The organism is Pseudomonas sp. FBCC-B1565, from assembly GCF_059133265.1.
Genome location: NZ_CP101438.1, coordinates 5326099 through 5340776, shown reverse-complemented (window position 1 = coordinate 5340776; position 14678 = coordinate 5326099). Strand labels below are relative to the sequence as shown.

12 protein-coding genes are annotated in these 14678 nt (G+C 60.8%); 7 read left to right on the top strand and 5 right to left on the bottom strand.

The features are described from left to right. Window positions 1–37 precede the first annotated feature (37 nt). On the bottom strand, window positions 38–1912 hold the full coding sequence (locus NL123_RS24755; protein ID WP_494356546.1) for a putative bifunctional diguanylate cyclase/phosphodiesterase: 1875 nt from the start codon (window positions 1910–1912) through the stop codon (window positions 38–40). Window positions 1913–2131: 219 nt separating this feature from the next. Between NL123_RS24755 and nosR the strand changes: the two genes are divergently transcribed. Next, window positions 2132–3433 carry a response regulator c-di-GMP phosphodiesterase, NosR family gene (nosR, locus tag NL123_RS24750; protein WP_494356545.1) on the top strand — a complete coding sequence of 434 codons (1302 nt, stop codon included), beginning with the start codon at window positions 2132–2134 and terminating at the stop codon, window positions 3431–3433. 6 nt (window positions 3434–3439) lie between these two features. On the opposite strand, the gene NL123_RS24745 is transcribed toward nosR, so the two are convergent. Further along, entirely contained in the window at window positions 3440–7582 is a 4143-nt protein-coding gene (locus NL123_RS24745; RefSeq protein WP_494356544.1) for a hypothetical protein, read from the bottom strand. Window positions 7583–7763: 181 nt separating this feature from the next. On the opposite strand from NL123_RS24745, the gene NL123_RS24740 reads away from it, so the two are divergent. Beyond that, a complete protein-coding gene (locus tag NL123_RS24740; RefSeq protein ID WP_494356543.1) occupies window positions 7764–8171 on the top strand; it encodes an NUDIX hydrolase in 408 nt (135 codons plus the stop codon). 7 nt (window positions 8172–8178) lie between these two features. On the opposite strand, the gene metR is transcribed toward NL123_RS24740, so the two are convergent. Continuing rightward, window positions 8179–9096, bottom strand: a complete 918-nt coding sequence (gene metR, locus NL123_RS24735; protein ID WP_058423802.1) for a transcriptional regulator MetR — start codon at window positions 9094–9096, stop codon at window positions 8179–8181. A gap of 182 nt (window positions 9097–9278) precedes the next feature. Here metR and NL123_RS24730 point away from each other — a divergent pair, with 182 nt between their 5' ends. The 5 genes from NL123_RS24730 (at window position 9279) to NL123_RS24710 (ending at window position 12829) form a co-directional block, all read left to right on the top strand. Continuing rightward, window positions 9279–10298, top strand: a complete 1020-nt coding sequence (locus NL123_RS24730; protein ID WP_494356542.1) for an alpha/beta fold hydrolase — start codon at window positions 9279–9281, stop codon at window positions 10296–10298. Between the two features lie 55 nt (window positions 10299–10353). Next, entirely contained in the window at window positions 10354–11007 is a 654-nt protein-coding gene (locus NL123_RS24725; protein ID WP_058423800.1) for a DsbA family oxidoreductase, read from the top strand. Window positions 11008–11130: 123 nt separating this feature from the next. Continuing rightward, the gene (locus NL123_RS24720; RefSeq protein ID WP_494356541.1) at window positions 11131–12051 is read left to right on the top strand and encodes an arginase family protein; all 921 of its coding nucleotides are present in this window, start codon (window positions 11131–11133) and stop codon (window positions 12049–12051) included. Next, window positions 12048–12428 (top strand): DMT family transporter, encoded by a 381-nt coding sequence (locus NL123_RS24715; protein WP_010212789.1) that lies wholly within the window; start codon window positions 12048–12050, stop codon window positions 12426–12428. Before NL123_RS24720 ends, NL123_RS24715 begins: the two co-directional genes overlap by 4 nt. After that, entirely contained in the window at window positions 12425–12829 is a 405-nt protein-coding gene (locus NL123_RS24710) for a DMT family transporter (protein ID WP_494356540.1), read from the top strand. The genes NL123_RS24715 and NL123_RS24710 overlap by 4 nt, the downstream gene beginning before the upstream one ends. Before the next feature lie 4 nt (window positions 12830–12833). Here NL123_RS24710 and NL123_RS24705 read toward each other — a convergent pair whose 3' ends face one another. Then, a complete protein-coding gene (locus NL123_RS24705; protein WP_494356539.1) occupies window positions 12834–13700 on the bottom strand; it encodes a fatty acid desaturase family protein in 867 nt (288 codons plus the stop codon). Between the two features lie 55 nt (window positions 13701–13755). Further along, entirely contained in the window at window positions 13756–14526 is a 771-nt protein-coding gene (locus NL123_RS24700) for a MipA/OmpV family protein (RefSeq protein ID WP_494356538.1), read from the bottom strand. Window positions 14527–14678: the final 152 nt, after the last annotated feature.

Here is a 14678-nt window from a genome sequence, read left to right as displayed (position 1 = left end):
GACATCGCTCAAGCGAGCACTCCTTGCAAGCATAGGGCTATGGGACGGGCATCAATGTTGCGCAGCCCACTTGCAGCAACTGGGCGAAGTCCTTCGCGGGCACGGCCTTGCTGAATAAAAAGCCTTGGCCCTCTTCACACAACTGGGTTCGCAGGAAATTCAGTTGATCGAGGGTTTCTACCCCTTCGGCGATGATACTCAGCTCCAGGCTCTTGCCCATACCGATGATAGCGCTGATCAGTTGCTCGTCCTGGTTATTTACGTTCACGCCGCGCACGAAGGACTGGTCGATCTTCAACACGTCGATAGGAAAGCGTCGCAGGTAGCTTAGGCTGGAGTAACCGGTGCCGAAGTCGTCCAGCGCCAGGCGCACACCCATGGCCTTGATGGTGTGCAGGGTTTTGACGGTTTCGTCGACATTTTGCATCAGCACGCTTTCGGTGATTTCCAGCTCAAGCAAATGCGGCGGCACGCCGGTTTGTTTCAGCACGGCGACGAGGTTGTCGACAAAGTCGCGTTGGCGAAAGTCGATGGCCGAGATGTTCACCGAGATGCACAGCGGCGGCAGGCCCATCGCACGCCAGGCCTGCACTTGCTCGCAGGCTTGGCGCAGCACCCATTGGGTCAGGCGCACAATCAACCCGCTGTCTTCGGCCACGGGGATGAAATCGCCTGGGCTGACCCAGCCCGAGTGTGGCTGGAACCAGCGGATCAACGCTTCGGCGCCGACGATCTTGCCGGATTTCAGGTCCAGCTTCGGCTGGTAGTGCAGCACAAACTCTTGGCGGTCCAGCGCCTGGCGAATCGCGCTTTCCAGGTTTTGCTGGTGTCGGGCGCGCCGGTTCATGTCTTCGGTGTAAAAGCTGAAACCATCCGGGCCCAGTTCCTTGCGGGTGCGCATGGCTGTCTCGGCGTGTTTGATCAGTTCCACGGCATTGCCGCTGTCATCGGGGTAGATGGCGATGCCCAGGCTGGCGGTGACGCTCAGGTCGTGCCCTGCGACATGTCGGGTGGCACTCACGGTCGTGAGTATTTTTTGCGCAATATGCTGGGTTTGCAGGGGATGCTGCACATCGTTGAGCACCACCACAAACTCGTCCGCGCCGTAGCGAAACACCGAATCCGATGCACGCACGGCCGCCACCAGGCTGTGGCTGACCTGTTGCAGCACCTCATCGCCCACCGGATAGCCCAAGGCATTGTTGATGCGCTTGAAGCGGTCCAGCCCGATAAACATCACCGCCAGTTGCGTGTCATGCCGGTGGCCCAACGCAATCGCCTGCGTCAGCCGGTCGCCCAGCAGCGTGCTGTTGGGGAGCCCGGTGAGGACGTCGTATTGCAGCAAGTGGGAAACCTTGAGCAGTTCCTGCACACGTTCTTCGATGGTGCGCTCCAGGCCAACGACTTTCAGCGCCATGTCCTGTGCAAGCTGCCACTTCCAGGTCAGGGCACTGGCCATCTGGCGGATTTCCAGGTGATCGAAGGGTTTTTTCAGGATCAGCAACTGGTCGTTGTACTTCAACCGGGCCTCGATGGCTTCAAAGGAGTAGTCGGAATAAGCCGTGCACAGGGCGATCTGCAGGTTGGGGTCGACGTTCCACAGCTGTTCGATGGTCTGCAGGCCATCCCAGCCCGGCGGCATGCGCATGTCGATGAACGCCATGGCGTAGGGCGCGTTGGCGGTCAGGGCCCGGTTGACCAGGTCCAGGGCTTCCTCACCCTGGTAGGCGGAGTCCAGTTCGAAGGTCTGGCGCGCTTTAGGGGCGGTGCCGAACAGCGTTTCCTCAAGGTTCTCCAATGAAGCCTCGCCATTGGCATCGGCGCAGAGAATCTTGCGGAAGTCCTGGTGGATCGAAGCCGTGTCATCGACGATCAGAATGCGCCGGTTGGCCCTTATGGAGTCAGCAGTCATGGCGTGCTCCGTGACCACAAAAGGATTGACTGCATAACGATTCCTTCCCTGATTTAGCTTCGGAGCGGGGCGCCAACCTGTTCTGTCAGCATAGTCGAGGTCCCTTGATATCGACGGCCAGTTGGCGTCAAATCAACCCCGCGCCTCAGGCGAAGGAAGCTGGCCGGGCACAAGGGTTCAATTTAGCTCAATTTTGTTTGATTTGAAGGCGCGGTCACCATGGATGAAAAAACCACTGTTTTGCTGGTCGATGATGAAGAGTCGATTCTCAATAGCCTGCGCCGGCTGTTGCGCAGTCAAGCCTTCGATGTGGTGCTGGCCGGCAGCGGCGCCCAGGCCCTGGAGATCATGGCGGCACAGCCCATCGACCTGATCATGAGCGATGCGCGCATGCCCGGCATGGATGGGGCCCAGTTACTGGCCGAAGTCCACCGGCTGTACCCGGCCACCAGTCGTATCCTGCTGACCGGCTACGCTGACGTGCCGACCATCATCAAGGCGATCAACGAAGGGCAGATCCACCGTTATATCGCCAAGCCGTGGAATGACGATGAACTCAAGCTGATCCTGCAGCAGGCGCTTGAACATCAGCAGCTTGAACGGCTGACCCAGGTGCAGAACGACCAGCTCAAGGCGCTCAATGCCACCCTGGAAAAGCGCGTCGCGTCGCGCACCGCCGAGTTGCAGCAAACGGCCGACATGCTCGACCTGGCCTACGAAGAACTCAAGCGCAGCTACGTGACCGGCACCGAAGTGTTTTCGCTGTTGGCCAACCTGCGCCTGCCCAGGGACAAACAGACCAACCGCGCGCTGATCGAACTGATCCGCGTGTACTGCGCCGCACAGGCCATGGATGAAGCCAGCACGCGCGACCTGACCATGGCTGCGGCGTTGTACAACATCGGCAAACTGAGCTGGAGCGATAGCATGCTGGTGGAGCCGGCCGACAAGTTGCACAGCACCGACCGCGAACGTTACCGAGGCTACCCCGGCCAGAGCGAATCACTGTTGATGACCCTGGAGCCGATGAAGGATGCGGCGCGGATCATTCGCCATCACCAGGAACGCTGGGACGGTACGGGGTTCCCCGACCATCTCAAGGGCGAGGCGATTCCTTTCGGTTCTCGCCTGCTCAAGCTGGCGGTGGATTTCATCGAATTGCAAAAGGGCCTGATCCTTGAGCGGCAGATGAACAGCGATGAAGCGCTGCTGTACATCCGCAAGTACGCCGGGCGTCTCTATGATCCGGAGCTGGTTGAAGATTTTGTGCTGGCCTGCGCGGCGTTTCTCAGTGACGTGACGCTGGGCGATCCAACGGTCAAGGTGTTCACCACCCGCGAGCTGGAGGCCGGCATGGTCCTGGCCCGCAACCTCAACGCCGACAACGGCATGCTGCTGCTCAACGCCGGCAAGGTGCTGAACCTGCCGCTGGTGGACAAGCTGATCGCGTTCGAGGCGATGGAAGGGGCCAAGTACAGCGTGTTTATCAAGGTTCCCGATGGTGCGCCGTTATTGACGTAGCGTCTTCTAAACGCCCCAGACTCTTCGCCGGCTGGCGTGATAGTCATAGATGCCTTTGAGCAGATAGACATCTCTCTCGCCTTCCTTGCCGGTTTTCTCAAACGCTACGCGCCATGAACCGCGGCCCGAGCCTGGTTCCAGCTGGGGTAAGTCGACATAGGTATTGGCACCAATTTTTTTCCGACTGATACGGCCGCCCTGGATATCCTGGATGATCTCCTCAAGTTTGTTTTTGGCATTGGTGGGTAACAGGGGTAGCTGCGTTTCTGCCAGTTCGTCCAGCTTGACGATGTTGGTGGCCGCCTCGCTGGGTGGTACGGGGGCAGGCGGTCGGGAAATGTCGGGTCGCCCCGATGGCTTTTCAACTTTGTGCGTGCGTGGGCGTGCCGGGGTCAGTTCCAAGGGGGTTGAAAACTTCGGAATGGTTTTTTCAAATTCAGCGACAGTGACACTGTCGATTACTTTTAAGCCGGAGGCTGTGCCGGTGCGTTCGCCGTAAGACAATGCAATGTAAGGAACCCCATATTTCTTGAAGTCATCGGAAATGGAGTCGACGCCGAGTTTGTTGAGGAGTTCGTGACGTTTTTCGATCCTGAACGCTTCCAGCGCTTGTTTACTTTCGGGAGTGGACAGTAATTGTTGCAGTGCATCATTGAAGGTGATTTTGTGATTGGCGGCTATATTCTCGACGATTTCAGTTCGTCCTTTTTCACTTAGAAAAGCCTTGATAGTGTCGTTGTTCCACGTGGACAGTTGGTACTTTTTGTCAAATTTATCAAGGTTTTTAAACTGTTTGTAGGTGAACGCGTACCCCACGAGCTTAGCGCCGGTTTCGTGGTCAGCAATACTAATTGACGCTCTGATTTGTTTTGCGAAGTCATCATTTTTTCCGATGAGTCTTTTTATTTTTAAAAAAAGATTCTCCAGTTCGATAGGTGAGAGCGTCAGGTATTCGGATAAAAAGTGGGTTGTTTTATTCAGGTGCTCATAAAGGTGCGCGTCGAATTCAATCGTTAACAATGCCTGGCGTAGTTGGGGCGGGCGTGCTGACCCCTGCTGCCCCCAGACGATGCGCCGAAAGGTGCTTTCATCGACATTCAACTGTTGCAGTGCGTTATCCCAAAGCCGACGTTTCTGAAGGACAGTCAGTTCCTTGAGCAGCGCTTCGCCGTGCTCGGCGGGTGAAAACATGCGCAATGCGGCGAGCAAGTCATCATCCACTTGCTGTTCAGGCGTACGCGTTCTCAGCACACCCAACACAGACCCACCGCCCCGTGTGGTTCGTTCAAAACGTGGCTTCCAGCTTTTCGCGTCTCCCGGAACCACCATGAAGTCTGCCTTGTTCCCCGCAGGGTCTTTGACATACCGGGCGCCGTCTTCCACGTAGGACGCATACAGATGGTAGCGACCGTCGTCAGCCCGCATGGCGATAACGTGTTGGTTGCGACCGTCAATGAAGCTGGGCGCGCCCAATGTGCGCGACAGCCTGTACTGATTGGCCTGGGCAAATTCGTCGACGTCGAAGAGCGCATCGATCTGTTTTGGCAGTCGGTAGCTCGCCACATCGACCCAGGCCGGGTCCAGCGGTCGGATCGAGGGCTTGGCGATGTCAATGTAGGGTGTTTTGTCTTGACCGATTTTCCGGATCAGCCCCGGGATTTTTCGGCCCAATTTCTGTGCGTTGTTCACCCCTCTGACGATGTAGCGATGGGCCACGCGCCGTATAGTCTTGAACAGCGACAGTCCCAGCAGGAAGTCGGCGACTTCGACGGAAAACAGAAAACCATTCACGGCTGATTCAAGGGCAATTTCCGCGTTGGTCCGTGAACGGTAGTCGGCATGGGCGAGCTGAAAGCCCAGCTGCGCCGAATACAGGTACGCATGCAGATCACCGGTAATTGGCGTCACGGCATAGCGGTGCGCGCTACGGGTATCGCTGAAAATCCGCGCCAGTTCCCGTGCATCGCCAGTGGCCATGCGCTGAGTGAAATAGGCGCGCCATTCAGGTTTGGCCTTCAGTGCGTCGAGTTCCACCAGCCCCAGCACCAGTTCCCGGAAAGGCGCGTTGTCGGGAGCCTGCGGGGTGTAAAGGACACAGACGCCGCCCGGCTTGGTGCCTTTGCGCTGGATGACCAGTACGCCATTGATGACCTGGCCGCCCTGGCCACCTTCCAATCCGCCCCCCATGACCAGTGTGTTGACCTCGATATCGGATCGGCCGACAGGCGGGCGGGTGGTCGATTCGGGAGACTCGGTGATCGCTTTTATCCAGTCCATTCCACCGCCGGGCGTCTTGAAGCTGAACAATTCGTAGACCGCCGGGTTCAATCGGCTCTCCAGCGCATCCTTGCGCAATGCCGCCGCGCTCGCCCGCTGCCAGGCGCTGGCAAAGGCGCGTCCCTCGCCATGGGGCAAGAAGGCCGACCTGAGGTACGCCTCGTACTGTTTGCCAACATCCGCCTGCCGGGCGAGTGCACGTAAATCGGCATCCTCGAGCCTGCCGCGTTTTTGCCCTGAGGCGTCGACAATGTCGGCGCTGGCGCTGATCGTCCGGTGCAGCTCATGGGCGGACCACGGGTCGATATTGCGCCGGGCATAACTGCCGAGTGTGCGCAGGTCCACCACGACTTTTGCGTTCCAGGTGCCGAAGGTCAGCGTGCGCTCTGGCAGCACCTGCGGGATGTCGATTTGCGGGTCTTCGCTGATATACACGACGTCGGAGGTCGCATCGCGATAGCCCGTGACCTTGACCTCCATCGAGGCGCTCACGCGCAGCCTGACCAGGCTTTTGTAGGGCGCCAGGTCGACAGCGGCATATTCCGGTTTTTGCAGTTTCAGCACCTTGCCGGTTTCCTGTTCGGCAAACACGGCAAATGGCGCGATGTTCTCCAGCAGGGGGGCGAGCACTTCATGGCTGTCAATCAGGGCGGTTTCGAGTTGCTGGTACTGTTGCCGGTCGGCCGGGCTGGCCGCTGTCAGCCAGTCGGGGTCACGCGGCGCCACCAGGCGCAGGTTGCGGCTCGCCAGGACCGCGGATACATCCAGTTGGGGCGCCAGGTCGGCGGCCCTGTCGAGGTCGCCGGCCAGTGGCAATGGATCCTTGCGCAGGGTCGCTTGGGTATTGAAGTACTGCCGCACACGCAGTGAGTGGACCTGGTCTGCAATCACATCCGCCTCGATCAGCGGCGGGTTGGTGGTCAGGATGGGCAGGCTGCCAACGGTGGCCTGATCGGCCAATGACAGGCTTGCGACCAGCTTCTGGCCAGCCGCTTCGCCGACACGCACGCGTGCCACCACGGTTTCATTCAACTGCCCCAAGTGCTCAAATTCCTCGAACCCTTCGCTTGGGCTATAGAGCATCACTCGCCCCAGTGGCGGTGTGCCGCCCGTGGCATTGAGGATGAGCGCGCCGGCGAAGGCGCTGCCATTCTCCAGTGCCAGCCTGTAGGCGTCGGGTCGCTGGCCGGCGGGGAACAGCGTTTCCCGTGCCGCCGCCGTCGGGTATTTCAAGACGCTGTCCGCCAGCGACCGTGCCTGCGCGGATAAGGTGCCGTCCGCCGTGCGCAAGGCCAATTGATGGGCCAGTACCTGGCGACGCAAGGCGACCAACTGTGCCTCGGTGGTGGGTTGATCGCTTTCGCGGAATGTCCAGAACTCATTGAGCTTGATCGTCAAGGCTATTTCCAGCACGCCGGCCAGTGTCGCGGTCGGGCTGGCGGGGGACAGGCGTTTGTCTTCCTCCACCGTATCGCTTTCCCGGTAGAAGGCCCCGCTTTCTTGTGCCAGATAGGCGTCTGCGTCGGGGCTTCTTAATCGGGTCAGGAGTGAGCCAAGGGACTCGCTGCCCAGCAGTTGTTTTTGGCCGTCGGCGTCTTCGCGGTAGCGGTTGTAGAAAATCCGATCTGGATGGATGGGCCGAGGCAAGTCGGGAAACACCGCGGCCAATTGCTGCTGATACACCGTCTCCAGGCTCGGCTGCTCCTGGAGCAGCGCGTCGGTCTGGGCATTGAGCCTGGCGAGGGCCTGGATGAGCTGCGTCTGCTGTTGGTCGATGGGTTGATGGGCCGCTGGCACCACCGGCATGGTCACGGGTTGCAAGGGGTCGACAGGTGCGCTGTCGGGAGGGGAGGGGGGTAATGAACTGTGCATGTGTGAACTCGTATGAAGGGCGCGTGCGGCGCACGGCTGAATCTGAGTTCGGAGTCTAGGGTTGGCGCTCAAGGGCGTTGCGGTGCATGTGTGTCGGTGCGGCGGCGACCGGGAGCGATCAATTGCCTGGTGCGCAGGCGCGTGTAATGCTTGCCGGCTTTTCTCCTCAGGTGTTTATTCCATGCCCATGACTATCCGCATCGCCGCTGCCCTCCTGATCGGCAGCGACGGCCAGACCCTGCTGGTGCGCAAGCGCGGCACCCAGGCGTTCATGCAGCCCGGCGGCAAGATCGACGCGGGCGAACAACCCGCGCAAGCCTTGGCCCGTGAGCTTCACGAAGAACTGAACCTGCGCATTGAGCCCAGTGTCGCGCAGTACCTCGGCCAGTTCTCGGCACCGGCGGTCAACGAACCAGGCTTTACCGTGCAGGCCGAGTTGTTCCAGGTACATATCGACGTGCCGGTGACTCCCGCCGCGGAAATCGAAGAAGTCCGCTGGATCGATCCGATGGGAGATGGCGGCCTGCACCTGGCACCGCTGACACGCGACGTTATCCTGCCGTTTTACCGAGAATTGAAAACCCGGTGATCTCCGTTCAGCGCACCGCACTGACCCCATCCAGGGTGGAGAATGAGGTGTCCTTGGCCGTCAGCAGGAAGTCGCGCATGTACGGCGCATCCAGCATGTCGGCGCGAATGCCGGCGTACAGCGTCGCAAACAGACCCTTTTCGCCCAGGCGCTTGGCCTTCACGTAGCCGCGCGAACTGTACTCATGCAATGCCCAATGGGGCATGCCGCACACGCCACGGCCGCTGGCCACCAATTGCATCATCATCACCGTCAGTTCCGAGGTGCGCACCTGGGCGGGTTCCACATCCGCTGGCTCCAGGAAGCGGGTGAAGATGTCCAGGCGGTCGCGCTCCACCGGGTAGGTGATGAGGGTTTCGGTCAGCAGGTCCTGCGGCACGATGTACGCCTTGTTCGCCAGCGGGTGTTGGTTGGCCACCGCGAGCATGGCTTCATAGGTGAACAGCGGCACATAGGTGATGCCGGGCAACTCAAGCGGGTCGGAGGTCACCACCAGGTCCAGGTCACCACGGGCCAGGGCCGGCAGTGGGGCGAAGGCGAAGCCTGAGGCCAGGTCCAGCTCGACTTCCGGCCACGCGTCGCGGAACTGGTCGATGGTCGGCATCAACCACTGGAAGCAACTGTGGCACTCGATCGCCATGTGCAAGCGCCCGGCGGTGCCACCGGCCAAGCGCGCGATGTCGCGTTCGGCGCCGCGCAGCAGCGGCAGGGTGGCGTCGGCCAGTTGCAGCAGGCGCAGGCCGGCGCTGGTGAAGCGCAACGGTTTGGTCTTGCGCACGAACAGCGGCATGCCCAGGCGTTCTTCCAGCTCTTTGAACTGGTGGGACAGCGCCGACTGCGTCAGGTGCAGGCGTTCGGCGGCTTCCACCAGGCTGTCGGCTTCGCGCAGGGCGTGCAGGGTCTTGAGGTGGCGGATCTCGAGCACGGGTTCTCCATGAACATAATTTGTGACGAATCGGAATGGCGTGAGTTTGTCTCATGTTGCAGGCCGTGTCGACCATGACCGTTGAGCACTCTTCATCAAACTGTCACGCAACTGTGGCAGCGCGCTTGAACAAACTTCATCAGACTCGCGCTCTACTGGGGTTCTGCGTTTCGGTGTTTTTCATGCGCGTGTTGTTTTTACTGGCCGCCTTAGTGTTCGGCCTGCCGTCTTTTGCGGCTTCTCGATGTGATGTCAATGTCCCGACCCAAACGGTCGACCTGGCTCAGGTGAGCATCGCCTACCAGAGTATCGGCCGTGCGTCCGACCCTGCCTTGCTGCTGGTGATGGGCCTGGGTGGGCAGTTGATCCACTGGCCCGACGAGGTGGTTGTTGCCTTGTGCCAGCAAGGTTTCCGGGTGATTCGCTATGACAATCGAGACGTCGGTCTGTCCACTTGGCGCCAGGCCCCGGCCAACGCCAACCTGACCTTCGAAGTGCTGCGCTATAAGCTCGGCCTGCCGGTGTCGGCGCCTTACACGCTGACCGACATGGCCGATGACGCCATCGGCCTGATGGACGCGTTGCAGATCCAGCAATTCCACGTGCTGGGCGCGAGCATGGGCGGGATGATCGCCCAGCACCTGGCCGCCATGGCGCCGCAACGGGTGGAGAGCCTCACGCTGATCATGACCAGTTCCGGCGCCGAAGGCCTGCCCGCACCGAATGCCGCGCTGGTGCAACTGTTGTCGCGACGCAGCGCGCCGAATCGTGAAGTGGCGCTGGAGCAGCAGGCCGATTTGCTCGCCGCACTGGGCAGCCCGAACGTCAAGGATGATCGCCAGGCGCTGTTGCACCAGGCGGCGCTGTCCTACGACCGCGCCTTCAACCCGGACGGCGTGAAGCGCCAGATCATGGCGATACTCGCCGAACCGAGCCGCGTGCCGTTGCTCAACCAACTGCGCGTGCCGACCCTGGTGGTGCACGGCACTGCCGACCCGTTGCTGCCGGTGATGCACGGCGTGCACCTGGCGGCGCATATCCAGGGCAGCCAGTTGAAGCTGATTCCCGGCATGGCCCATCGGTTCCAGGAGGCGTTCAAGGCGCCACTGTTGACGGCCGTGTTGCCGTACCTGCAAGCCCATCGCGAAGATGCGGCGCACTGGGCGCAGATTGACCTGGGCGAGCCTTCGAAGGTGTTGTGACATTGGTGTATCGTGCAACCTTTACGGCGCATTACTGCCAGCGAGGTTGCCTGCCATGAGTACTCCCCTGAAAATCGATTTCGTCAGCGATGTGTCCTGCCCCTGGTGCATTATCGGCCTGCGCGGCCTGACCGAAGCCCTCGACCAGCTTGGCGCCGACGTGCAAGCCGAGATCCACTTCCAACCGTTCGAACTGAACCCGAACATGCCCGCCGAAGGGCAAAACATCGTCGAGCACATCACCGAGAAATATGGCTCCACCGCCGAACAATCCCAGGCCAACCGCGAACGCATCCGCGACATGGGCGCCGGGTTGGGCTTTGCGTTCCGCACCGACGGCCAGAGCCGCATCTACAATACCTTCGACGCGCACCGCCTGTTGCATTGGGCCGGGCTGGAAGGCTTGCAGTACAACCTCAAGGAAGCGCTGTTCAAGGCGTACTTCTCCGATGGGCAGGACCCGTCCGACCACGCGACGCTGGCGATCATTGCCGAGAGCGTCGGGCTGGATATCCAGCGTGCGGCCGAGATTCTGGCCAGCGACGAGTACGCCGCCGAAGTCCGCGAACAGGAACAACTGTGGATCTCCCGTGGCGTGACCTCGGTGCCGACCATCGTGTTCAACGATCAGTACGCCGTGAGTGGTGGGCAGCCGGCGGAAGCCTTTGTGGGCGCGATCCGGCAGATCATCAGCGAATCCAAGAACTAACGCCGAACGCAGGTCAAAATGTGGGAGGGGGCAAGCCCCCTCCCACATTGTTCTCCATTGGTCTTGAGACAGGTGCTGGCCCGTCCCTTGCATTGACCCTTTAAAGCCTTAAGGGACACTGCCTTGAACATTCTTGACCTCGACCACAGCCTCACCGGCCAGGCACCGATTGCCCGGCGCCTGGCCAGTGGCCGCGCCCACCGTATCGACCTGCTGGACCTGGGCCCCAAGCTGCGCCTGTGGTCCACTGAAAAAACCTGGAAGCGCTTCGCCGAACGCCTGGCCCAACGGCCCCGGCCCATCGACGCACGGCCGGAAATCCTGTTTGTCGGCTCCGGCGATTATCACCACCTCACGCCGGCATTCCTGGCTGATTTAAAAGAGCCCATCAGCCTGATCCACTTCGACAACCACCCCGACTGGGTGCGCTTTGCGCCCAAGCGCCACTGTGGTTCGTGGGTCAACCGTGCGCTGAAGATGCCGGCGATCAAACGCATCGTCACCCTCGGCCCGTGCAGCGACGACCTGCACAACCCGCAACTGCGCGGCGGCAACCTCGGGGCGCTCAAGCGCGGGCAATTGCAGTTGTTTCCCTGGCAGCATGCGCCCTCCAAAGTCTGGGGGCGGGTAGGGGACGGTGCCGGCCACCAGCAGCAGGAAAACCACCTGCATTGGCGCAATCTGGCCGAGTTGGACTGGGTGGCATTCCTGGAGCAGATGATCGGTAGCCTGCCCACCGAGGCGATCTGGATCACCATCGACAAAGACGTACTCGCCAGCGAAGACGCCGCCACCAACTGGGACCAGGGCGGCATGCGCCTGACTCACCTGCTGCAAGCCTTGCGCGCGTTGGCGGCGCGCAAGCGCATCATCGGTATCGACGTGTGCGGCGAGTTCGCCACGCCGGCGTTCAGCAACGCCTTCAAGCGTTGGGAAGCCAAGTCCGACCAGCCGCCGCCCGAGCGCTGGAGTGCGCAAGACTTGCAGCGCAATGCCGCGACCAATGAAGCCCTGATCGATCTCTTTGAGGAGCTGTTCCCGTGACCTTGACCGTGGTGTTGCTGGTGGCGTTTTCCATCGTGCTCGATGTGATTGGCCAGCTGTGTTTCAAGATCGGCCTGGACCGTTTGCCGGAGTTGGACGGTGGTTTTCGCCTGAATGCGTTCTGGGGCCAGGTGTTCAATGCGCCATTGCTGTGGGCGGGGATCGGCGCCTATGCCATCGAGTTTTTCGTGTGGCTCGAAGCCCTCTCGCGCGCGCCGTTGAGCCTGCTGTTTCCGGCGGCCGCGCTGGCGTATTGCGGGGTGGTGCTGGCGGGCAAGGTGGTGCTGGGCGAAACCGTCAGCCGGCGCCGTTGGCTCGGCACGCTGGTGATTACCTTGGGTGTGATGTTGGTGGCGATTGCAGGGAGTCAGGCATGAGTACGCAAACGATGAATAGCGGATGGTTGCATGGGCGTTTGGGCACGGTGGTGCTGTGGGCCTTGCTGATCTGCACGGAAAGCGCCGGCCAGTTGTTTACCAAAGTGGCTGGCGACCAGTTGGGGCAGATGGATTTCAACTGGCAGTGGCTGGGTGAGGTGGCGCGCAACCCTGGGATCCTGGCGGCGATTGCCAGTTACATCGGCGCGTTTTTCGTGTGGATGCTGATCCTGCGGCGCAGCAGCCTGTCCCTGGCGTTTCCGCTGAGTTCACTGGTGTTCGTGGTGGTGTTGCTGGGTTCGTGGCTGGGGCTGGGGGAACATATCAGCCCGCTGCACTGGGTGGGGGTGGCGGTGATTATTGGTGGTATCGCCCTCCTGGCAGAGGGCGAAGAAAACTGAGTGCCTAGGGTTTGCGGTGTGCCACCAAAAACCCTAGACCATGGGACACCGGAAGTGTTTTGACCCCGGCCTCCCGCTGCTGCTCGGCAATCTCCCGATGAAACGCCTTCACTTTGGTCCAGTGCATCTTCGGCCGGTAGTGGTGCTCGGCGTGGTAGCCGTTGTTCATCCAGATCAGGTTGTACAGCACGCTGTAGGAACTCACGCCCCAGGCGATCGGCAGGTCCGGGTTGCCACCGAAGTGCTCGTAGTAACCATTGAGCGATGACAGGCATTGGCCCAGGTACCAGAACGGCAGCAGCCACAGCACTGCCTGCCAGTTGTAGAACGCCAGCGCGATGTAGAACGCCACGGTCACGCCGATCTCGACCTTGACCCAGCGCGCATCGGCCGGGCGTTTGCGCTTCATCTCGTCATAGAAGGGCTTGGGGTCGTCGCGGAAAAAACTCAGGAAGGTATAGGCCCACGGGTTTTCCGGCTGGCCATCGTGACCACGCTGGTAGATCGACAGCGGGTCGATGGTCTTGCCATCCGGCCCCGGCAGGTCGGCGTTGCCACGGTGGTGGCGGTTGTGGATGTCGCGGTAGAGCGTCTGGGAGAAACCGATGGTCACCGACAGCAGCAGGTCGAAGGCCCGGTTCATGGCGCGATGGGTGAAGTAGGCGTTGTGGATCTGGTTGTGGGAGATGCTGTTGATGCTCCACGACAGGCTCACCGCGTAGAGCAGCGCCAGCGGCACCAGGGCCCACCAGCTAAGGTGATGGAACGCGGCAACCAGCCAGACGACAAACGCGAAATGTGCCAGGCCCAGGGCGATGGGCACCAGGTCCCAGAGCGAGTGGTGCAGCAGGCGGTAAGCGGGGCGAGCCATGAAAAGTGTCCTGGGAAAATGGATTCCAGGCCTTCATTGCAAACCCCAGACCAACCTAATCGAACGTGTAGCTGATCGCTGTTTGCACCTGGCCCTGGTTCACGTCGCCGGTCTGCCGGACGATGCTGCTGTCCGCTGCCGAACCCACCAGATGTACCCAGCTCGCGCTGGTCAACAACGACCATTTGGCAGCCAGGGGAAACTCGAAGCTCTGCGTCAGCGTCACGTTCTGGAAGCCGCCGCTGGCGTTATAGGGACGAAAACCGGTGGCGGCGGCCTCGTTGTCATCCACGCCAAAAAACGTGTTGGTCTGGCGTGCATCGGCAAAATGCGCCACCAGCCCGCTGCTGCCGATGATCCCGCCACCCAGCGGGTAGCCCAGTTCGCCGCCCAGTTTGCCGAGGGCGCCACTCTGCGAATGCCCACCGCCCACGGCTTGCCCCAATTGCGCGTAGACCCGCCAGAAATCAGCTGGGGCGTACTGGACGAAGCCACCTACCTCCGCCATGTCCGACACATTGCGCAGGCCCTGCAGATCGCCATTGGACGTGCGCCCCGACAGGTAATTGATATAGGGGCCGGCGGTAAGGCCGTTGGTGTTGAGCGCACTCCAGGTCAAACCGTCATCGGTGCTCAGGCTGACGCTGCCCCAGTCCAGATCCAGGTAGGGCACGGGTCGGGTTTCGTAGCGGCTGGCGGTGGGGTCATGGGGCTGGTAACTGAGGCCTGCACCCACTTCACCGGTGATGCCTTCGGCCAGTGCAGCGTTTGAAAAGCTCCACAGGCCAAGCAAACCGGCGAATGCAGCGCATGTGATCCTGTACATGGTCACGGTTCCTTGATTGATTACGTGCGCATGAACGCGCGAAGGGCCAGCTTCACGCAAGCACTCATCTTGTTTGTAGCAAGCTACAAAAATTGTAGCTTGGAAGACACATTTTGCCTTCGATACGCGCCAAAGCCCCGGCCCTGCTGGGT

Coding starts and splice junctions, on each gene's coding strand:
- NL123_RS24740 (WP_494356543.1), top strand. CDS start 7,764: ATGCCCATGACTATCCGCATCGCCGCTGCCCTCCTGATCGGCAGCGAC.
- NL123_RS24730 (WP_494356542.1), top strand. CDS start 9,279: ATGCGCGTGTTGTTTTTACTGGCCGCCTTAGTGTTCGGCCTGCCGTCT.
- NL123_RS24705 (WP_494356539.1), bottom strand. CDS start 13,700: ATGGCTCGCCCCGCTTACCGCCTGCTGCACCACTCGCTCTGGGACCTG.
- NL123_RS24755 (WP_494356546.1), bottom strand. CDS start 1,912: ATGACTGCTGACTCCATAAGGGCCAACCGGCGCATTCTGATCGTCGAT.
- NL123_RS24725 (WP_058423800.1), top strand. CDS start 10,354: ATGAGTACTCCCCTGAAAATCGATTTCGTCAGCGATGTGTCCTGCCCC.
- nosR (WP_494356545.1), top strand. CDS start 2,132: ATGGATGAAAAAACCACTGTTTTGCTGGTCGATGATGAAGAGTCGATT.
- NL123_RS24745 (WP_494356544.1), bottom strand. CDS start 7,582: ATGCACAGTTCATTACCCCCCTCCCCTCCCGACAGCGCACCTGTCGAC.
- NL123_RS24700 (WP_494356538.1), bottom strand. CDS start 14,526: ATGTACAGGATCACATGCGCTGCATTCGCCGGTTTGCTTGGCCTGTGG.
- NL123_RS24710 (WP_494356540.1), top strand. CDS start 12,425: ATGAGTACGCAAACGATGAATAGCGGATGGTTGCATGGGCGTTTGGGC.